This window comes from Edaphobacter lichenicola (genome assembly GCF_014201315.1).
GTDB lineage: Bacteria > Acidobacteriota > Terriglobia > Terriglobales > Acidobacteriaceae > Edaphobacter > Edaphobacter lichenicola_B.
Genome location: NZ_JACHDY010000004.1, coordinates 306,819 through 326,727, shown reverse-complemented (window position 1 = coordinate 326,727; position 19,909 = coordinate 306,819). Strand labels below are relative to the sequence as shown.

Genomic DNA, 19,909 nt, shown 5'->3' with positions numbered 1-19,909 from the left:
AGCGAAGAAGGGGAGCGAGGATGCTCCTCTCTTTTTGTTTGCTCTGTGGCGGGGCTGGCGAGTTTGTATTTCTCCAGATACTACATGGCGAGGAACAAAGCCAGGTTGCAAAACGTATCTTGGGGCAGCAGATCAATCAACACAGAGGAATCGCCCCCATTGGGGTTGCTGCAATCGTTTGAATCTCTTCGCTTTCCCGGTCAACCAGCGAAGATAGTCGCTGACAAGAAGATTTTGGCGGTGGCTCATCCGACGACCAGGAAGGTAACATGCGATGTGCTTGTCCGCGATTTTAACGAGAGCCCTCTTTCCTGCCGTCCTTCTGGACGGCCTCCGTTGTTACACAAACTGAAAGCCCAAAGACTCGAACCGAATCTGGTGCAGCGGGTCGTGTTTAGTGTGGCTGCGCTATAGGGTTTTTAACGACGAAGATTGTCACCTTCCGCCAAGGCAGCCACATGGAATAGGTAACAGGTGCAAAGTCTGCACGTCCTCCGCATACGTTGGGGTCAAAAGCAATGCTGTACTGCGGATGTACGTGCGGAAAGACTGCGGCAAATACTTGCGGGCACAGGTTAGGTCCCTTGGGCAGATCGCTTGCTTTCAAGTTAGGAGGAGAACTTATGAAACCTACTGCATTTAGTTCAGTCAGAGCGTTGTATTCCCACCCTGCATCAATCGCAGTTTCCGAAACACCGGAAGCGTGCACCTCCGCAGCCGCAGCAAGCGTAGCACGGAACATCGCAAAGAGATCGTGAGTGCCGGCAACCGTGACAATCGCGACGAAAACGACAAAAGCGCAAGTTGAAAACGGCAGCCGTGTACTTATGAATTCCTGATAATATCGCACTGCGAGCGGCAAAATCACCAACAAAATCGGCAGCAGGTACCGATCAAAGAGGCCGGTGCTTATAGCCCTTGGTGCCAGCAGGAGCAGATAGGCCATCAGAAACGGCAACGAAAGAACGAGCAGGCTCCTCCATGGAATATCCTCTTGTCCTTTGTTGCCAAGGTGTTTGCGAACTCCAAAGCAAACTACCAAGATTGTCGAAATCAGGGAAACCAGAGTGATTGCCGTCACTATGAGTCGAATATGCCACGACAACCATTCTGGCCGCGTTCCAAATATCGGTGAGGCCTCCCAAATTCCAGCGCTGGAGACAATGCCACCGGCAAAGATCGGCGGGATTGGCCATGGGACAATCCCCTGAAACGAATGTAGTTGCAACATCCTCGCAAGGCACATTCCCAAGATAACGATCGCAAGTACAGCAGGTAATTGCCGGCGACTTCGCCGCAGCGCCAGAAGATATCCGAACAATACCGGAAGCATCAGAAACGAAACACCCACGATGATTCGCAGAAGCTGATAAAGCAGCACCCGACACACAGCCAAGCTGAATAATTTGATCCAAGGTGACTCGGAGAGCGTATGCGGCTGAAGCAAAAACCAATGGAGCGAACCAAAAATAATCGCGATACTTACCGTGAGCGCAGCCATTCCCACGATGACTACGTTCTTTTGCCGCCGAAGTAGCCACATGGCGGAGGGGACCATTACAAGCACGCCCAGCCACGCGATTTGGCGTGCCGTTCCTCCTACGGCATTGAATAAAGCAGCGAAGCTGATCCAAGCCGCACTCTTATGCGAACTCGAGGCTTTTAATGCGCGCAAGCAACCATAGAAGCAGACACCGATAGCAAATAGTCCCGACACGTCGGTCATAAACATGAGCGATAGTGGCAGGAACAGCGGTGACAGCACCAGGGTCAGCGTAGCCAGCGTAGCATTCCACTCAGCTAGACCTGCTTGGACAAAGCTCCGCTGAATCATAAACGTCGTCGCAGCAGCAATGACCAGCATCGACATCCGCGCGGCTGTGAACGAGAATCCGAAAAGTTTAAAGGAAAGGGCGGCGACCGGCAATTGCCACCCTAACAACATCGCCGCCCAACCGTTATAAACGACGTGACCAGTCTGGGCCAGCAGCTGAGCCGTCCGGACATACGACCAGTCATCGCTAATTCCAGTCTCAACAAACGGCCGCGCTGCTAAAGCGCAACCGATCAGCGCCAGTGCGCACAGCAGAGCGTTGAAACGAGAGGTTTCAGAGGGTCGCATGCAATCCGAGTCAAAGCAGATTTCCCGTCAAAGTTCTCGTTTATCATAATGCCGCCTCTGACTAGAGGCGGCACCTAGCGTTAAGCTTCTTCGGTGGTGGGGGCTGCCTTGGCCTGGGCTACGGTCCAGTCGGTGGCGCCTACCTTGAAGCGGGCGAAGCGGCGGACGCTGATGTTCTCGCCTAGCTTCGCGACTTTCGAGGCGATGAGCTGGCCGATGGTCTGCGAGGCCTCCTTGATGAAGGGCTGGTCGAGGAGGCAGAACTCTTCGTAGAACTTGGCGAGCTTGCCGGTGAGCATCTTCTCGATGATCTCGGCGGGCTTGCCGGAGGCTGCGGCCTGGGCGCGGTAGACGTCCTTCTCGCGCTCGAGGTCGGCTTCGGTGACGTCTTCGCGGCTGACGAAGCGCGGATCAACGGCGGCGATGTGCATGGCGACGTCGCGGAGCAGCTCCTGGAAGTCGTCGGTGCGGGCTACGAAGTCGGACTCGCAGTTGAGCTCGAGCAGAACACCGATCTTGCCGCCGGCGTGGATGTAGGTTCCTACTGCGCCCTCATTGGTGGTGCGGGTAGCCTTCTTGGCGGCTGAGGCCATTCCGCGCTTGCGGAGGACGACGAATGCGGCTTCCATTTCGCCGCGGGCTTCCTGCAGCGCTTTCAAGCAGTCGCCCATGGGGGCGCCGGACTTTTCACGGAGTTCTTTGACGAGTTTTGCGTCGATCTTTACGGCGGTTTCAGTCATTGTGAGTTTCCTTGAGTTGCGGTTTTCTGCGAAAGGGGGCGCGGGCTGGATGCCCGCGCCCCACCAAAATAACAAGAGACGGTTACGGCACGGCTAATGCGCTGCCTTTCGGCACGATAGTTGGTGCTAGACCGCGGCCTGGGCTGAGATGGGCTCGGACTCGGCTTCTGGCTCGGAGGCGGCGGAAGGAGCCTTGCGGATGTTTCCGCCGAGGACTGCAGCGAGGTCGACGGTCTCGTCTTCTTCGGGAGCAGCTTCGGTGGGCTCGGCAGCGGCGTGGATCTCGGCACCTTCGAACTCGCCCTCTTCCCCGACGTACTCGGGGGAGACGGCGAGGGGCTGAACGTCAGCGGACTCGGTGGCGAAGGCCTTCTCGGAGACCATCTGGACGCCTTCGTAGGCGGAATCGGCGATCTTCGTGGTGAAGAGGCGGATGGCGCGGAGGGCGTCGTCGTTGCCGGGGATGACGTAGTCGACGACGGTGGGGTCGCAGTTGGTGTCGACGACGGCGACGACCGGGATGCCGAGCTTGCGGGCTTCGGCGACGGCGATGGCTTCGTTGTTGGAGTCAACGACGAAGATGGCGTCGGGAAGACGCTTCATGGTCTTGATACCGGCGAGGTTGGTGGTGAGGTGCTTGCGCTCGCGCTCGAGCTTGATGACTTCCTTCTTGGTGAGGAGCTCGTAGCGGCCGTCGGTCGACATGTCGTCGAGCTCGGTGAGGCGCTTGACCGACTTCTGCACGGTGACCCAGTTGGTGAGCAGACCACCGAGCCAGCGGCTGTTGATGTAGGGCATGCCCGCGCGGGTGGCCTCTTCGGCGATGGCGTCCTGCGCCTGGCGCTTGGTGCCGACGAAGAGGATGAGCTTGCCGGTGGAGGTGAGATCAGTGACGAACTTGGAGGCCTCTTTGAACATCTTGAGGGTCTTCTGCAGGTCGATGATGTAGATACCATTGCGCTCGCCGAAGATGTACTCCTTCATCTTGGGGTTCCAGCGCTTGGTCTGATGCCCGAAGTGAACGCCAGCTTCGAGCAGTTCTTTCATAGTGATATTTGCCATGTAGCTCCTTGGTTTAAGACAGCCGGACCGGTGCTCCGGTGCCTGGATTGATCCCGCGTACGGGAGATTTGACTCCTTGCCGCAAGGGTTGAAGCCTGCGGGTGATGCGAAAGCCAGCTTTTAGCTTTTAGCCGTTGGCTCTTAGCTAAAAGCTAAAAGCCAACAGCTAATAGCTGTCCTCCAATTAGCGTTTGCTGAACTGGAAGCGAGCGCGAGCGCCCTTCTGACCGTACTTCTTGCGCTCTTTACCACGCGAGTCGCGGGTAACGAGGCCTTCTGCCTTGAGCGCCTTGCGGAGCTCGGGGTTGAATACCATGAGGGCGCGTGCGATGCCGAGCTTGACGGCGTCGGCCTGGCCCATGACGCCGCCACCCTTTACTGTGGTGATGACGTCGAAGGTCTCGCCGATGTCGGCGATGCCGAGCGACCGCTTGGCGGCTGTGCGCTGTTGTGCGGTGACGAAGTAGACGTCACACTCTTTTTTGTTGACGGTGAATTTGCCGCTGCCTGGACGCAGGAAGACACGTGCGATCGAGGACTTGCGACGGCCGGTTCCGTAGTACTGAATCAGATCTGCCATGGTGCTCCTTGAACTTTTGAAAACCCGGGGCTGATGCCCCAAACTTCGTTAGCTCCCATACGGCGGGAGGGGACGCTTAGCCTTCGAGGGAGTGAGCCGGATGCGCCGGCACCATGACCTTGGAGGTGAGAACCTTGGGCGCGTTACTGGCATGGAAGTCCATGGCAACGGGCTGCTGGGCGAGGTGGGGATGCTGTCCTCCCTTGTAGACCTTGAGCTTGGTGGCCATCTGGCGGCCGAGCTTGGACTTGGGAAGCATGCCCTTGACGGCCTGCTCGACGATGGCTTCGGGGCGACGGGCGAGCAGCTTGATGAAGGACTCTTCGCGGAGACCACCGGGGAATCCGGTGTAGCGGCGATAGAGCTTCTGGTCAGACTTGAGGCCGGTCAGCACGATCTTTTCGGCGTTGATGATGACGACGTGATCGCCCATATCGATGTAGGGGGTGTAGAGGGGGTTGGTCTTGCCGGCGAGGACGGAGGCGGCCTGTGTGGCGAGGCGGCCGAGGGTCTTACCGCTGGCGTCAAGCACGTACCACTTGCGCTTAATATCTTTGCCACTCGGAATGGTGGTGGACATCGTTGGGTTACTCCTTGTTTCTGCCGTCTTCAGTGTTCGGCGTGGTGCATGAAGAAAGTGGTGCGAGGTTAGTGGTGCGTTGACAAAAAATTGCTGAAAAAGCTCGAAAGAACGTTTTTCCAGAGCAAGGCGACGTGCGGGAGGGGAGAATTTCTCTCCAAACACGCGGAACGGCCCGCTTGGCCTGGACTACAGCTGGACTACGCACAACCTATGGGATGGGTGCTTCAGGGGCGGCTGTGTAGAAAGCTACTCCCCAGTGGATCCACCACGGATGTCTCGGTGAACTGACTCGCCTGAGAGAAGTGCTGACACAGACGTACAGACGCGAGACTGCGCGAGTGAATAGAATATCGAACGGCCGAAGCGAAGTCAACGATTTTGAGCAGGTTGGGTTGGGATGCGATGCTATCATCGGGCGAATTTGGGGTTGGAAGGGATTTTACGGATGGCGGGGAGCGCGGTGACCGAAGGTAGCAGAGCAATCGTGGCAAACGGAGGCAGCGCGGTCTGGTTCGGGGGGCCAGACTCCCGCTGGAAGACGGCGGTCTGGGTTGGGTTTACCCTGGGAATCTGCCTGCACTTTGCCTTGTCCTACAACATGATCATCGACTTTCTCGACCTGGACGCGTACATGCGCGGGGTGGAGAAGACGCCGTATCAGTATCGCATTCTGATGATGTATGTGTTTCGCCTGCTGGCCACGCGGCATGGGGTGATCGCGCTGGCGCAGCACGTGCAGCACATGAATCATGCTCCGCTACTCTTCCAGAAGCCGACCCAGCTGGTGCAGATCGGCATCACGATAATGAGCCTGTTTGGGGCGGTGCTGGCGACGGCGGCGACGCTGACCAGACTGACCGGGGACAGAATCTTCAGCCGGTGGATGAGCCTGCTGCTGATCTACATGGCCTATGCAAACCTGGCTCCGGAGTGGGGTCTCGCGTATACCTTTCCGTACGATACGCCCAGCCTGATGTTCTTCTGTCTCGGCGTCTTGCTGGTGGTGAGTGGGCGAGACTGGCTCTACTACGTTCTTTATCCGATTGCGGTGCTGAACCGGGAGACGATCTGCTTCTTGACGATATTCTTCCTGATCTGGAAGTGGCAGGAGATACGGGCGCGTGAAGGCCGTGTGGCCTCGAAGGACGCTCTCCGGCTGGCGGCGCATGGGGTGGTGCAGGGCGCGATCTGGGTAGGGTTGAAGCTGTGGCTGGCACACCGATTTGCGGCAAACATCTATGACTACGGCTCGGTCGTGACAAATCCTCCGGTGGTGGGCAGGATGATGCTGAACGTGCATATGCTGCTGCGGCCGCAACAGTGGCCTGTGTATCTGAGCGTCTTTGGGTTTCTGCTGCCGGTGATATGGCTGCAGAGGAGATGGATTGGGAACCCTGGAATCTACTATGGCTGCACGATTCTGATTCCCACCTGGTTTGTGGGCATGTTTTTTATGGGGCTGATGCCGGAGATACGGATCTTCTCCGAGCTGAGCGCCCTGCTGGTTCCGGCAATGGGACTGATTGTGTATCACCGGTTCGCCCCGGCGGCGGCTGCGGAACCGTCCAGTGCGTAGGGGTTTGAGGCTGCTGTTTGGCATTGGGCTGGGGATTAGTAAGTAAAGCGGCTTCAGTGAGTTACTGCTAGTGCTCGAGCTGGATGGGGCTGGGCTGCTGGCCGAAGGTGGTCTGGAGGAGGCGGGGGATGACGGGTTTGCGGTGGCGACGCGGGTGCGTGCCGGGGATAGCGGGGTCGAGGCGGTAGAGGATGAGGAGATTGCGCTCGGGATCGTCCATGGTTGGGAAGGCGGCGACGCGCTGGAGGTGATAGATGGGGGCGAGGGCGTCCATCTTGTCGTCGTCAACCTGATTCCAGGCGACGTACCAGCCGGGGTGGTAGGCCTGGACGCGGACGGCGAGGTCCATGGTGCCGAAGTCGTCGCAGATGGAGGGCAGGCCGGTCATGAGGGAGAGGTCGGAGCCACTGATGGAGAGGATAAGCGGGTTGTGGGTGTGGTCGGCGGAGACGATCTTGCGGATCTGGGCGGCGGCGGAGGTGTAGGTGTAGTCGGGGGTGCGGACGTAGTGGAGGGTCTGGCGGGCGTCAGTGACGATGAGGACTGCCAGGACGGCTACGATGCTGGCGGTGGCCAGGCGGCGGAGGGGTGATAGTGGCTCGGAGGTGGGTTGGCTGCGGGTCCAGAGGGTGGAGAAGACGACGGGAATGAGCAGGGTGAGGGGGACCGCGAGGACGAGGTAGTAACGCGGCTGAAGGTTGTTGTGATAGGCGAGGAAGGCGGTGTAGCCAGCGGCCCAGAGCAGGAGGGCTGGGAGGAGCGGGTTACGGAGGAGGCGGGGGCGGAGGAGGAAGGCGGAGAAGATGGCGAGAAGGGCCAGGGGGTAGAGGATGTTGCCGATCCAGAGGCCGTCGGCGATGGTGTCGCCCAGGACGGAGAGGGCGGTGGCGGGGGTGATGCCGGTGTAGCCGTTGGCGCTGAAGAGGTAGTGGTAGTCGTTGAGGAAGTGCGGGCGGATGAGGAGGGCGTAGTAGGCGGTCCAGGTGATGGCGGCGAGCGCGGCGGCGGGGAGGGCGAGGCGGAGGAAGGGGCGGAGGCGGTAGCCGGCGCGGGCCCAGAGGATCCAGGCGATGGAGGGGAGGAGGAAGATGGCGGTGGTCTTGGTGAGGACCATGAGGGGGAGAAGCAGGCCGAGGGAGAGGACCGGGAGGGCTTGATGGAGGCGGTCTCGCAGGGAGATCGGTTCGATTGCCTGCGCAGGCGTCGCGTAGGAGGCGGCGAGGAGGGCGAGGAGCGTGAGGAGGATGAGCAGGGGCTCGAGGATCGCCATGCGGGTGAAGACGTAGCAGAAGGGACTGACCGCCAGAAGGAGGACAGCGATGGCGGGGGCCAGGTCTCTTCGAGGGGACTGGCCTGCGGGGGTTGCGCGATGGTGCCAGCGGCGGAGAAGGAGGTAGGCGGTGGCGAGGATGAGGCCGAAGATGGCGACCGTCAGAGCACGGGCGGCGGTGAGGCTGACGCCGGTGAAGCGGAAGAGGGCGGCTTCGAGGAGGGGCCAGACGGGGAGGGCGGCGGCGGGGTTGAAGTCGCCGGGGACGTACCAGTGGCCGCGCTGGAAGTGGCGGATGGCGGCGTCGCCGTACCAGCCCTCGTCGGTGTACTTGGCCCAGTCCATCCAGGGGGAGTGGTTGGGGAAGTCGGCGCTGAGATGGAAGGCATGCAGGATGAAGAAGATGGCCGAGGCGAGGAGGAGAGACGCCTCGAGGACGGGGAGAATGGGGAACGAGATGGAGCCTGGCCGCTTCATGTGTACAGAGGGTTAAACGCAAGTATGTTGTAAGAGTTCAGGGTATTACAGAATTAGTACGGATGGGTGCGAGGAGTTGCACATGGGTGAGTCTTCAGAGCGGGACGGCCAGGGGTAGGATGCTATTCTTCCACTCAAACCCCAGTGGGAAGCGAGAAGAGAATAGATGAAGCAGGGCCCAAAGAAGGTCGTCAGCGTTTTGCTGAGTCTTATCGTTCTGTCGGCGGGTTTTCTGGATTACTGGAGCTACAGTCGGGCGTTTCATGCAGAGCCGGGGATTTGGATGGATGTGGTGGGGGGGACGGCGAATGCTCCGAACCAGTACCGGATCGGAGTGATTGATTCGGCGTACTTTCTGGCTCAGCATACACATCTGGCGCTTCGGCATATGTTGACGGTGGTGGATGTGATCGCGGGCCTGGTTGCGGTGTTCGCGCTGTTTACGGTGTTGCGGCGGTCGGCGAGGTACCGCGAAGCCGGGCTGGCGGGGCAGTGGTTTGGGGCGGCTGGATTTTTGGTGCTGGTGCAGTTTTATCTTGCGTGGCTGCTTTGGTATCAACGGCCTGAGACGCTGCCTACGGCGGCGATTTTGGCGCTGGCGCTGTTGCTGCTGGCTGTTCCTCTGCGTGGGGGAGTGGCGGTGGTTGGGTTTCTGGTGCTGACGGTGGCGCAGGGGTTTGTCCGCGCCGATGTTGCGTTTGCGCTGCATGTCGGGATTCTGCTGGTTTGTTTGACGCCGCTGGGGCGCGGGTTTGCGATGCCGCGGGGCTTGCAGGCGGGGACCAGCGTGGTTTCGCTGCTGGTGGTGCTGGGGATTCAGTACTGGCTGATGCGGCGGATGTTTCCTCTGGCAACTTATGGCAATACCCCCGTGTTTCAACTGCTTTCGAATTTGAGTTCGCCGGTGTCGTGGCTTCCCTTTGCGCTGTTTATGGGGCCATTTGCGTGGACGGTGGGGAGGGTTGTGAGGCAGCGTGAGCGGGTGGAGGCGGCGGGAGCGGGGATGCTGGCGGGGGCTTTGGTCTTTCTGGGGATGTGGCTGGTGGTGGGGAGGATGGAGGAGGTGCGGATCTTTTTGCCGTTCGCGCTGGCGCTGACTCCCCTGACGACGGAGCTGGCGATGTGGTGGTTTGTGCCGGGTGAGGTGGCGGATGCACCTGCGGGTTCAGTCTGATTTTGGGTTGTTGGTGGATGGTGGTGATGAGGTGGTTTTCTGGTGGTGAAACGTGGTGTTTTGACAGCGTCTTTTTGTGGTGGAAGGCGCGTCAATGGCGGGGTTTCGCGTTTTGGTGGTGAATTTTTTTTTGCGGACGGTGGCGGCCTGAAAGTGGGGGATTTGGGGCGGCTGGTTTGTCAAGGGGTGGGCTTTTTGGAAGTGGGTCAGTTTCCGGTTAGCCCGTGATCCGCCCAGAATCCGGATCAGACCTGTTGCAAGAGGTACTGTGCGAAATCGCCTGGTTTCATTGTGTGGCGTAACATTTCGACAGCCTTTGGCGTCTCCCGGGTGGGACCCTTTTATCAGGCCGCTTACAACAAGGGAGGGAAGATGAGTTCCACGAGGAACCCAGGCAGATTCGCAGGACTGCTGTATGTACTCTTCTCCATACCGGGCGTCTTCGCCATGGTCTATGTTCCCAGCAAGCTAATCGTGCACGGAGACGCAGCGGCAACGGCCAGCAATATTGCAGCCTGCGAGACGCTTTTTCGCCTCGGCATCGCGGCCCAACTTATCAGCCAGGCGGGTTTTATCTTTGTGGCTCTGGCTTTATACGACCTGCTCAAGGGGGTCAACCGGCGGTACGCCTCGCTGATGGTGACATTCGTTGTTGTCTCGATCCCGATCGCGTTTCTGAATGAGCTGAACTCAATTGCTGCCCTCGTTCTGATGCGCGGGGCTGACTTCCTATCCATCGTTGAAAAGCCTCAGCGGGATGTTCTGGCTATGCTGTTCCTCAATCTTCATTTTCAGGGACTTGTTGTTGACGAAATATTTTTTGGTCTGTGGCTCTTACCGCTCGCGCTGCTCGTGTACCGGTCGCGATTTCTGCCGCGCTTGCTGGGCGTCTGGCTCGCCATCGATGGCTTGGCGTGGGTGATCCTGAGCCTTACCGGCATACTGTGGCCGCAATACTACGACAAGGTGTTTACCTGGGCTCAGCCCGCCTCTTTCGGGGAGGTGGCGTTTATGCTGTGGCTTGTCATCAAGGGCGCCAGGTCACCAGCGCTGGACGCCACAGGCTTATCGTCGGCGGTTAGTTAGGAGGTTGGACCCGCGCACTGGAGCGAAGTTTGACCTGAAGACGATAAAGGCCCCCCCGCGAGTGCCCAGGTGTCGGAAGCTTCAAGGAGTCGCGGGCATCGGGGTGGGTGGGGGCTGTGCTTTGTAAGCCTTGCTGAAGCGGACGCGGAAGAGCCAATAGATCATTAAGGGGAAGGGCAGGACGGCGAGGATGGTGAGAAAGATAGAGCCGCGCAGGAAAGCGGGAAAGACCTGTTGCTGGCCGAGGAAGAAAGAGCCTGTGGCGATAAAGAGTCCAAAGCACATGCGCCAGAGGTGACGCGTGATGCGCTGTCGGCCGGCGATTCCGCCTCGAGTGAGCATACGGATGTCTCCGGCGGCGGCGAGCAGGAGGACGGCGCCCATGAAGAAGGCCATACCAGAGGGGGCGTTTGGGTCGGGATGGTGGAGGGTAAGGACGCCGAGTGTGATGACAGCGGCGGCTCCGCCGATGCCGACGAGAAGCGCGACCCAGTCAGGTCGGCCTATGTTCCTGCGGCGGCCGGCTAGCCACGCGGTAGTGATCATGTAGAAGGTGACGATGCTGCCGATGATATTGCCGCGCTGCGATTTGAGTATCGCGAGACAGAGGCCGCTCGAGGCCAGGGTCAACATCGCGATGGTGAAGACGTTTCCCGAGGCGCGATGCAGGCGGCTGCCTTTGCGGACGGCAATGGCGAAGGTGCCGGACAGCAAGCCAATTGTGCCGCCGAGGATGTGCAGAATCAAGAGCGGGAGTCGCATGCTTCCACCGCGTTTCAGCACCTGCGATTGCGAGATCGCCTGTGAAGAGAGTCTACGCTCTATGTGGCGGGAAACGTGGTTGGTTTGATCGGGTTACTCGTAGGAGAGGGCGTCGATGGGGTCTTTGCTGGCGGCTTTGAGGGCTGGGTAGAGTGCGCCTAGAAGGGCTCCGATGAAGGCGATGGCGGTGGCCTTCCAGACGTAGGGGACGTTGATGACGAAGTCGAGCGTGGGGAAGCGGGCCTCGAGCGCGGCGCTCAAGGCGAAGCTTGCGGCGATGCCGACGATGATGCCGATGGTGGCGAGGACGCCGGTCTCGCGCAGGACGATGCCCACGATGTAGGCGCGGGAGGCTCCCATGGACTTGAGGATGCCGATCTCGCGGGTGCGCTCCATGACGGCGGTGTACATGGACTGGAAGATGACGAGGAAGCCGATGATGACGGCGATGCCGATGACGACCTGAAGGCCGATGTTGAAGCCGGGGAGGCGGTCGGGCGAGATGGAGGAGAGGTACTCTTCGGCGGTGGCGACGTTGTAGGTGCTCATGCCGGGGGTGGCGAGGATGTCTTTGCGGACTTCGTCCTGATACTTGGGCTGGTCTTCAGTGCGGAGGTAAAACATGGTGGCCTTGCCTTCGGTGCCGGTGAGCGAGCCCATGGTGTCGATGGGGACGAACTTGCGGCCGCCTTTGCCGTGGGCGACGATGCCGCAGATGCGGAAGGGATGGTTGAGGATGCTGATGGGGTCGCCGACCTTTTTGCCGGCGGCGGCGTAGTCGTCGAGGATGACGTCGTCGGGGCCCTGGAAGGGAGTGCCAGAGAGGAAGGTGAAGGGGAGGAGGGCGTCGAAGCTCTTGAAGTCGATGCCGTAGATGGTGTCGAGGGAGCTGTTGATCTGGACGTTGACGGGAGCGGAGACGACGACGTGGGGGATTTTGGCGAGGACGTCTGCGACCTTGATGGAGGCTCCGGCGGGGCTCATGCCGATGAGGTTGCTGGCGGTGTTGGGGCGGACGAACATGTCCATGCCGATGCCGTTCTGGCGGGTCTTGAAGCCGTTGAGCTTGCCCATCAGGATGGCAGTGATGGAGAGGATCATGATGACCTCGATGGCGATGGCGAGGCAGCTGATGAGCGAGCGGAGGGGGCGGTGGACCAGATTGCCGGCAACTAATTTGTTCATTCTTGTACCAGTGTATGGGAATGGGCTCTTAGACGCTGTCCAGACGCTGTCCTGCCGGACGAGCCTCCTGCGCGGAGGGCGGGCGTTCGCACGCCTCTTTTGAGCTTCGCGTGGTCCTCCCGTTGGTCGGAATCAACTTCTCCTCCGACCAACGGGAGGGCCACCGCAGATCGTCGGTTGCAAGAAAAGGTATACGCGTCACGAAGTGACCGCCCTCCGCGCAGGAGGCCCGTCCGGCAGGACAGACGCCTATTGTGCCTGATCCGGCTTCGGCGGCGGAGGGAGGAGCAGCCGGCCGGCGATGCTTCGGATAGACGCTCCGCGGCGAAGTTCGATACCTTCAGGGCCGATAAAAAGGGTTCCGAGGAGGGGCGCGACGTAGGCACCGACGACTGCGGCAAAGACGATCCCCAAGGCTGCGTAAGTGGCGGTGTAGACCATGTTGCCGATGTCGCCTTCGGGGGCGGTGTGGGTGTAGAGAACCAAGACCAGGAGCCCCCACGGGGTCTCTCGCGTATCACCGCAGAGGGATTCGAAGACGAAGAAGAGGAGGAACCAGATGGCAGGCGCGAGGAAGAAGATCCCCTTCCACCCGATGAGATGGTAGGCGGTGGAGGTGGAGGAGAAGGACACGCCGGTGGATTCGTCGTTTTCGCCGAGAAGGCCAACCTCGTGGGCGTAGATATTTCCGCTCAGCAAAACGGGCTTGTTGGGCCAGATGAAGTGAGGGACGAGATTTTCGAAGGCTTCCTCTACGGGGTAGATGCCGTAGGTGCCGAACTGCGCGGTGCGGTTGATGAGAGCGTCGTCGATCGAGATCATTTGAAGACGGTCAAAGAATCCCTGGGGGTCGTTGTAGTAGCCGAGAACGCGGTTTTCATAGGAATCGGCGGAGGTTTCGAGGTATTGCTGGCGGACGTACCCTAGATTGGAAAGGAGAGAGAGCGAGGTGGAAAGGCTGACTCCGCCGTTTTCTTCTCGATAGGTTCTTCCGTATTGGGCATAGGGGACCAGGTATCGAAAGACAAAGATGGTAGTGAGAACTGCGCCGATGATCTGCGCTCGATTGAGTTTGTATTTCTGAGAGGCTACCGCCAGGAGCCAGCAGGCAAAGGGGGATAACATGCCTTCTTTGGAAAAGCCCAGGACGCCGAAGGCGAACATGAAAGATCCGGCGAGCAGAACCGGCAGGTTGACGCTGCGTCTTCCGCCGCTGCGGCGGATTGTGTTGATGACCCCCAGGACGACCGCCATAGGCCAGAAGCGGTTGAGCTGGTTGAGAGCGCTGAGGACCGATCCGCTGCCGGAGGGGAACGCAACAAAGGCGATGTTGAGCAGGACGCCGGCGATGAGACTGCCGACGGTAGCTGTCTGCATCTTGGCGTCGGTGACCATCTTTCCGAGGAGCGCATGCCGGGGGGCGGATCTTTTGGTGAAATAGACGGCGACCAGCATCATGCACATGCCGCCGAGTAAGACTCTGATGGTGAGCTCTGGGTCGAAGAGATTGGAGTCTGCCGCTTCGTCCAGATAAGCCTTCATGCAAAGGCCGACGATAACGCCCAGGACCGAGTTGAAGAAGATGAAGGCTCCGGAGGTGCGGGTGAAGCCTCCGGCGAGGTTGAAGGCGAGGGTGGCGACAAGAATATAGGCGAAGCAGCAGAGCGCGAAGGTAGGGCTGGTGCCTTGAGAGAGCTGGATAACCAGGAGGGTCACCGCAAAGAAGAATACGGGGACGATCGGAATGCGTTCAGGAAATGGGAGGCGCACTCATTCTCTTTCTCAACCTGGACCGGTTCCGCGATGCGTGTGCTGGCAGGTACGGAGCTTGCGGGTGGCCGTCAAAAGCCGGGGAATTACTCGATCGACGCTTCAAGTGCGATGATAGCGACTGGACGGGGTATCGTCAAAGCTATCCCTCTTAAGGGGAATGCTGGGGGATAACTTCGAAGGAAACAGTTCTAACTACCGTGGTTCCAATATGGTAGGCGGAAGAAGCATCCCCCAAAAGTAGTTTTGACTTTGACAAATGCCGAGGTCTATTCTTCGATCAATTAACGTGCGTTGGACTGGAGTTGAGCAGGTTCGCGCCGATAAGGGTTAGACGGAAGCCAAATGGAACGATTCGGCGACGAGCTACGAAGGGAGCGCGAGAGGCGGCAGGTCACGATGGAGCGGGTCTCCACGGAGACCAAGGTTTCGCTGCGCCATTTGGAGGCGCTGGAGGCCGGGGAGTACGGCGAGCTGCCTGGAGGGGTCTTCCGAAAAGGTATTGTTCGCGGCTATCTGGCGGCGGTGGGGCTGGAAGAGTCGCCTTGGATTGAACGCTTCGAGGCGAGCCTGCGGGAGAGCGGGGCGGATAGCCAGAATGCCGACTGGACGGAGTTCGCTGAGAATGTGCGGCGAAACCGAAGTGGCGGCGGGCAAAAGACGAACATACGCTGGATGGGCGTTGGCTCGATGGTGACGATGCTGGGAGTTCTGGGTTGGGCGGTTTGGAAGTTCGCTCTGCATGGACGTCTGATCCAATAGCAACATTCGAAGGAACTGTTGGAGTCATTTTGCATCCCATTTCGTCGTTTTGCTGAGCTTCGCCGTTTGACTGAGGCGGATGAGTCTTACGAGAAGTTTCCTACTACAAACGGGCCGGGCCTTGCTGCTTGGTGAAGATGCTGCTTGATGCAGATGCCGCTTGATGCAGAATATGGCCGTTGAATGATCGTGTGACACAGATGGATGAGTCCCTTTGCCCGGTTGCCCCTCGCGTGGGTAAAATGAAGGGATGCACGCTGCTCCGGGCTAAGTGTCCGGGCAGGTACTCTTTGGAGGAGTTTTGGCTAAACGCGACCGTTTTCTGTTTACGAGTGAGTCTGTCACTGAGGGGCATCCCGATAAAATTGCCGATCAGATCTCCGATGCGATTCTGGACGCCTGTCTGGCGCAGGATCCCTATAGCCGCGTGGCGTGCGAGACGCTGACCTGCACGGGTCTGGTGGTTATTGCCGGGGAGATTACGACGAAGGCTTATGTCGATTTTCAGAGCCTGGTGCGCGGAACGGTTGCCGCGATTGGATATGACAACGCGCTGTATGGGTTCGACTCGAACACCTGCGCGGTGATTTCGACGATCAACAAGCAGTCTGGCGATATCGCCATGGGTGTGGATACGGGCGGAGCTGGCGACCAGGGCATGATGTTCGGGTATGCGACGAACGAGACGCCGGAGTTGATGCCGACGCCGATCTCGCTGGCGCACAAGCTGGCGCATAAGCTGAGCGAGGTTCGCAAGAGTGGGCTGATGTCGTATTTGCGGCCGGATGGCAAGAGCCAGGTGACGGTGGAGTATGACTCGAACCACAAGCCGAAGCGGGTGGATGCGGTTGTAATCTCGACCCAGCATGCGGAGAATGTCGGAAACGAAGAGCTGCGCGCGGATATCTTGAAGCACGTGATTCAGGCTGTGATTCCGGCGGAGCTGCTGGACCAGGATACGAAGTACCACATCAATCCTACGGGCCGGTTTGTGGTCGGTGGACCGATGGGCGATACGGGTTTGACGGGTCGGAAGATCATCGTCGATACGTATGGCGGTATGGGACGGCATGGCGGCGGAGCGTTCAGCGGCAAGGATGCGACGAAGGTGGACCGTTCGGCGGCTTACATGGCGCGGTATGTGGCGAAGAACATCGTCGCGGCTGGGCTGGCGGATCGCTGCGAGGTGCAGTTGGCCTACGCGATTGGTGTGGCCGAGCCGGTGAGCGTGCTGGTGGATACGTTTGGCACGGGCAAGATTGATGAGTCGAAGCTTGAGGACCTGGTACGGAAGAACTTCTCGCTGACGCCGAAGGGCATCATCGAAGGGCTCGATCTGCGCAAGCCGATCTTCAAGGCGACGGCTGCGTATGGTCACTTTGGCCGCAAGGGCGAGGGCTTTACGTGGGAGAAGACCGATAAGGCCGCTGCACTGGCGGAGCAGGCTGGGGTCAAGCAGTTGGCTTCCAACTAATTTCTTCTGAATGGATTGGAAAAAAGGCAGGCCTTCGGGTTTGCCTTTTTTCTTGTGGTGGCTCGTTCAGTTGCTGATGATCGTTGCTACGATCCTGTTTTTTGCACACCGATTCTCTGAGCATAAAAAAGCAAAACCTCGCCGACCGACTCAGAGTTCGGATTGCTTGTGATTTGACAGCAACCTTACTTCCCACAAGCCGACTTGTCGGTACGAATCGGATCTCAATTCGGCGTCACGCGATCCGTTGAACCCATTGGCTTCGCCAGGCAGGCGCCTCGAAGGGATCTGCGAAATACTGTGTCTCGTGCACGACCTTGCCGTTGCGGAACTCCATAATGCTCACGGTGTATGCCGGTCGCCCCTGGTAGATGATGGTGTATTCCGTGACCCAGAGGTCACCTTTTCCGAGAATTCGCTTGACGTTGAAACCTGACGGCTTGCCGGGGTGATGACTCCGCAGGGCCTGCAAATTATTTCGCCCCAGGATGCGCTCGCCTGACTGGGGATAGTCGCAGATGGCGTTGTCATCGTAAATATCGTGCTCCGCGTTTGCATCGCCGGCTGCCGACGCACGCCAATGCGCGTTCAATGCTTCGCGTATCTGTTCTTCTTGCATGGGGCTGCTCCAGGTGTTGTTTGGCTTTTCATGCTGATTTAACTCGTGGAATGAAACCTGGGCTGCCGGTATTTACCACGTCGTTGAGCCTCTGTCTGATCTGGATGCGATTGATCTCGTTAATCGCGTCTTCCGGAAGGGTGGAGATGTCAAAATTCTCTCGCGCGCGAGCCGCAGATTTGGGTGTGGTAAGCACAGCCGTGCCGCGCTGCACCGCCCATGCCAGCAGCACCTGTGCCGGCGTCTTTCCAACCCGTGCGGCAATTGCCGAAATGACTGGATCTTCGAGCAGCCCCGGGCGCATTCCGTGGCCCAATGGAGCGAAGGCCAAAAGCACAATCCCCTTCTCTTTGCAGAACTCCAGGAGCTCCGTCTCCGGCAGATACGGATGGGCTTCGACCTGGACCACCGCAGGCTTGATTCTTGCGGATTCGTAGATGGGCAACAGTTGGTTCAAGCTGATGTCCGACAGTCCGATGGCCCGGCATCTGCCGCCGTCAACGAGACCCTCCATTGCTCTCCATGTGTCGAGCAAAGTCACTCCGTTGTCGTAGAGGATATTGCCGTTTTCATCTCGCGGGTCCTGCTCGTCTCCCGGTTGAAAGGCAAACGGAGTGTGAATGAGATAGAGATCCAGATAGTTGATCCGGAGTCTGTCCAGACTCGCCTCGAAGGCCGGTTCGACACGCTCGGGCCGATGATTGGAGTTCCACAACTTTGTGGTGACGAAGATGTCTTCGCGCGCAATCCCTCCAGCAGCAAGTCCTGCCTGCAAGGCCTCGCCCACCTCACGCTCGTTCCGGTATCGCTCCGCGCCATCGAAGTGTCGAAATCCGGCTTCCAGAGCGTCTCTGGTCGCAGTGATTGTCACGGCTGCGTCGGGAATCAAGGTGCCAAAGCCGAGTGCGGGAATATGGCCGCCCCTGTTGTTGAGCGGCATTTTCGTCAGCCGAAGATCAGAAGATTCAGCCATGGGGACACCTCCGCGTTATTTTGCGTCCTGCACCACCGACCGGTTTCAAAATTTAGATGTCCGGCCCCAGAAAAGGCGCCAGCGAAATCGTCAAAGCGTTTTCGGAGACTGCGCACCCTGTGTGCCTATTTTGCCTGCTCTGTTGCTTAGCATAGCTCTGTTTTTTGGTTGTGGGGTCTGGGAGAAGATGCAGTAGACTGCTGGCTATCGCTTAATTGCATCCCATTAGTACCAACCCCAGTCGAGAAGAGGGTTTTTGATGCTTGTTAAGTCTGAATACGATATTCAATTTCATCTTCCTATGCCTACGCCAATGGTGGCGATGCTGCATCTGCACCCGTCGCTGGAGGGTCAGGTGCGGGCGGGCAATGCGTTGAAGGTTGAACAGATTGATCGCGAGACGAAGGCTGATGTTCCGGTGTCGGAGTATAACGATGTGTTTGGGAATCGGTGCACGCGGTTTATGACGCCGGCGGGTGAGATTCGATTGAGCGGGATGAACGTTGTGGAGATGGAGGGGCTGGCGGATCCGATCAATGCGTATGCGCAACAGGCTGCGGTGGAGGATCTGCCGTCGGAGGTGCTGCAGTACTTGCTGGCGAGCCGGTACTGCGAGGTGGACAAGTTTGGGCCGATCGCTCAGGATCTCTTTGGCTGGATGACGCCGGGATGGACGAAGGCTTCGGCGATTCGCGACTGGGTGCATGAGAAGGTGATGTTCAACTACAAGACGGCGCGACCGACGAAGACGGCGATGGATGTCTTCACGGAGCGGATTGGAGTATGCCGGGACTATCAGCATCTGGCGATTACGCTGTCGCGTTGCCAGAATATTCCGGCTCGGTATGTGACGGGATATCTCGGGGATATTCGCGCGCCGTTTAGCGGGGCGGGAGATTTCAGCGCGTGGTATGAGGTGTTTCTCGATGGGCGCTGGATGACGATGGATGCGCGGCATAACGAACCGAGGATTGGGCGGGTGCTGATGGCGGCGGGTCGGGATGCGGCGGATGTGGCGATTACGACTTCATTCGGAAATGCGATTCTGACGAACTTTTATGTGGATAGCTATGAGGTGCTCGAGGATGGGACGACGGTGCCGAGTCTGCCGGGCACGATTGCGCAGGAGCCTATAGTGACGGCGGCAAATCGCGGCTCGGCGGGGGCGGTTCAGGGTTTGGCGGAGTAGAAGGTGTAGGTGGCGGAGTAATCGATGCGGGTGGTGGTGGTGAGGTGCTGGGCGTCACAGCCGATGGTGGGCGCGATGCCGCCGTGGGTGTCGGAGCGGCGGATGAACTCTACGTGAGTCATGATGCCGGAGCCGGTGGTGCCGGCGGCTTTTAGGAGCAGCCAGGGGATGGCCTGGGGTTCGGGTGAGTCGGTCTTTTGGAGGAGATTGCCTTTGACGATGCTGCCGTCGTTCGAGACCCACATGGGCCCGGCGCCGTGGGTGCCAATGGGCGTGCCGGATTTGTCATAGAGCGTGGCGTCGGGAGCTTTGAAGATCCACTGCGGGCCGGAGTCGGTTTGCTGACAGGCGTAGATCTGTACTCCTTTGCCGGTGACGGTGAGGATGGGGCGTTGCGTGGGAGGCGGGTCGGTGGGGCTTTGCGCGGAGGCGAGAGCTGTGAAGAGGAGAGTCGCGGAGAGGGAGAGGGGGAGACGGGTTCGCGGTTTCATCGACCATAGTTTAC

18 protein-coding genes are annotated in these 19,909 nt (G+C 59.1%); 6 read left to right on the top strand and 12 right to left on the bottom strand.

Annotated features, from left to right (window positions below):
• Window positions 1–394 precede the first annotated feature (394 nt).
• From HDF09_RS14930 to rplM, 5 genes are all read right to left on the bottom strand, one after another.
• The gene (locus HDF09_RS14930; protein WP_183767704.1) at window positions 395–2,122 is read right to left on the bottom strand and encodes a hypothetical protein; all 1,728 of its coding nucleotides are present in this window, start codon (window positions 2,120–2,122) and stop codon (window positions 395–397) included.
• Between the two features lie 80 nt (window positions 2,123–2,202).
• Entirely contained in the window at window positions 2,203–2,862 is a 660-nt protein-coding gene (locus tag HDF09_RS14925; protein ID WP_183767702.1) for a translation elongation factor Ts, read from the bottom strand.
• A gap of 126 nt (window positions 2,863–2,988) precedes the next feature.
• Window positions 2,989–3,924 (bottom strand): 30S ribosomal protein S2, encoded by a 936-nt coding sequence (rpsB, locus tag HDF09_RS14920; RefSeq protein WP_183767700.1) that lies wholly within the window; start codon window positions 3,922–3,924, stop codon window positions 2,989–2,991.
• 184 nt (window positions 3,925–4,108) lie between these two features.
• Window positions 4,109–4,504, bottom strand: a complete 396-nt coding sequence (rpsI, locus tag HDF09_RS14915) for a 30S ribosomal protein S9 (RefSeq protein WP_183767697.1) — start codon at window positions 4,502–4,504, stop codon at window positions 4,109–4,111.
• 76 nt (window positions 4,505–4,580) lie between these two features.
• Entirely contained in the window at window positions 4,581–5,084 is a 504-nt protein-coding gene (rplM, locus tag HDF09_RS14910; protein ID WP_183767695.1) for a 50S ribosomal protein L13, read from the bottom strand.
• Window positions 5,085–5,571: 487 nt separating this feature from the next.
• On the opposite strand from rplM, the gene HDF09_RS14905 reads away from it, so the two are divergent.
• Window positions 5,572–6,663 (top strand): hypothetical protein, encoded by a 1,092-nt coding sequence (locus tag HDF09_RS14905; protein ID WP_183767693.1) that lies wholly within the window; start codon window positions 5,572–5,574, stop codon window positions 6,661–6,663.
• Between the two features lie 67 nt (window positions 6,664–6,730).
• Here HDF09_RS14905 and HDF09_RS14900 read toward each other — a convergent pair whose 3' ends face one another.
• Window positions 6,731–8,410 (bottom strand): hypothetical protein, encoded by a 1,680-nt coding sequence (locus tag HDF09_RS14900; protein ID WP_183767691.1) that lies wholly within the window; start codon window positions 8,408–8,410, stop codon window positions 6,731–6,733.
• Between the two features lie 166 nt (window positions 8,411–8,576).
• Between HDF09_RS14900 and HDF09_RS14895 the strand changes: the two genes are divergently transcribed.
• Together HDF09_RS14895 and HDF09_RS14890 are read left to right on the top strand one after the other, a co-directional pair.
• Complete coding sequence (locus HDF09_RS14895; RefSeq protein WP_183767689.1) at window positions 8,577–9,584, top strand: hypothetical protein; 1,008 nt, start codon at window positions 8,577–8,579, stop codon at window positions 9,582–9,584.
• 372 nt (window positions 9,585–9,956) lie between these two features.
• Window positions 9,957–10,670 carry a DUF4386 domain-containing protein gene (locus HDF09_RS14890; RefSeq protein WP_183767687.1) on the top strand — a complete coding sequence of 238 codons (714 nt, stop codon included), beginning with the start codon at window positions 9,957–9,959 and terminating at the stop codon, window positions 10,668–10,670.
• A gap of 81 nt (window positions 10,671–10,751) precedes the next feature.
• Here the strand turns inward: HDF09_RS14890 and HDF09_RS14885 are convergent, their stop codons facing one another.
• From HDF09_RS14885 to HDF09_RS14875, 3 genes are all read right to left on the bottom strand, one after another.
• Window positions 10,752–11,432 carry a DUF2306 domain-containing protein gene (locus HDF09_RS14885; RefSeq protein WP_183767685.1) on the bottom strand — a complete coding sequence of 227 codons (681 nt, stop codon included), beginning with the start codon at window positions 11,430–11,432 and terminating at the stop codon, window positions 10,752–10,754.
• A 93-nt stretch (window positions 11,433–11,525) separates the two neighbouring features.
• Window positions 11,526–12,617: an ABC transporter permease gene (locus HDF09_RS14880; RefSeq protein WP_183767683.1), complete on the bottom strand. Its 1,092-nt coding sequence runs from the start codon at window positions 12,615–12,617 to the stop codon at window positions 11,526–11,528.
• Window positions 12,618–12,866: 249 nt separating this feature from the next.
• Window positions 12,867–14,387, bottom strand: coding sequence for a hypothetical protein (locus tag HDF09_RS14875; RefSeq protein ID WP_183767681.1), 1,521 nt, complete (start codon window positions 14,385–14,387; stop codon window positions 12,867–12,869).
• 345 nt (window positions 14,388–14,732) lie between these two features.
• On the opposite strand from HDF09_RS14875, the gene HDF09_RS14870 reads away from it, so the two are divergent.
• Together HDF09_RS14870 and metK are read left to right on the top strand one after the other, a co-directional pair.
• Window positions 14,733–15,149, top strand: a complete 417-nt coding sequence (locus HDF09_RS14870; RefSeq protein WP_183767679.1) for a helix-turn-helix domain-containing protein — start codon at window positions 14,733–14,735, stop codon at window positions 15,147–15,149.
• 301 nt (window positions 15,150–15,450) lie between these two features.
• Window positions 15,451–16,623, top strand: a complete 1,173-nt coding sequence (metK, locus tag HDF09_RS14865; RefSeq protein ID WP_183767677.1) for a methionine adenosyltransferase — start codon at window positions 15,451–15,453, stop codon at window positions 16,621–16,623.
• Between the two features lie 235 nt (window positions 16,624–16,858).
• Here metK and HDF09_RS14860 read toward each other — a convergent pair whose 3' ends face one another.
• A complete protein-coding gene (locus HDF09_RS14860) occupies window positions 16,859–17,242 on the bottom strand; it encodes a nuclear transport factor 2 family protein (RefSeq protein WP_183767675.1) in 384 nt (127 codons plus the stop codon).
• Between the two features lie 28 nt (window positions 17,243–17,270).
• Entirely contained in the window at window positions 17,271–18,215 is a 945-nt protein-coding gene (locus HDF09_RS14855; RefSeq protein ID WP_183767673.1) for an aldo/keto reductase, read from the bottom strand.
• Between the two features lie 259 nt (window positions 18,216–18,474).
• Between HDF09_RS14855 and HDF09_RS14850 the strand changes: the two genes are divergently transcribed.
• Window positions 18,475–19,404, top strand: coding sequence for a transglutaminase-like domain-containing protein (locus HDF09_RS14850; RefSeq protein ID WP_183767671.1), 930 nt, complete (start codon window positions 18,475–18,477; stop codon window positions 19,402–19,404).
• Here the strand turns inward: HDF09_RS14850 and HDF09_RS14845 are convergent.
• On the bottom strand, window positions 19,386–19,895 hold the full coding sequence (locus HDF09_RS14845; RefSeq protein ID WP_183767669.1) for a DUF3455 domain-containing protein: 510 nt from the start codon (window positions 19,893–19,895) through the stop codon (window positions 19,386–19,388). The genes HDF09_RS14850 and HDF09_RS14845 overlap by 19 nt on opposite strands.
• Window positions 19,896–19,909 lie beyond the last annotated feature (14 nt).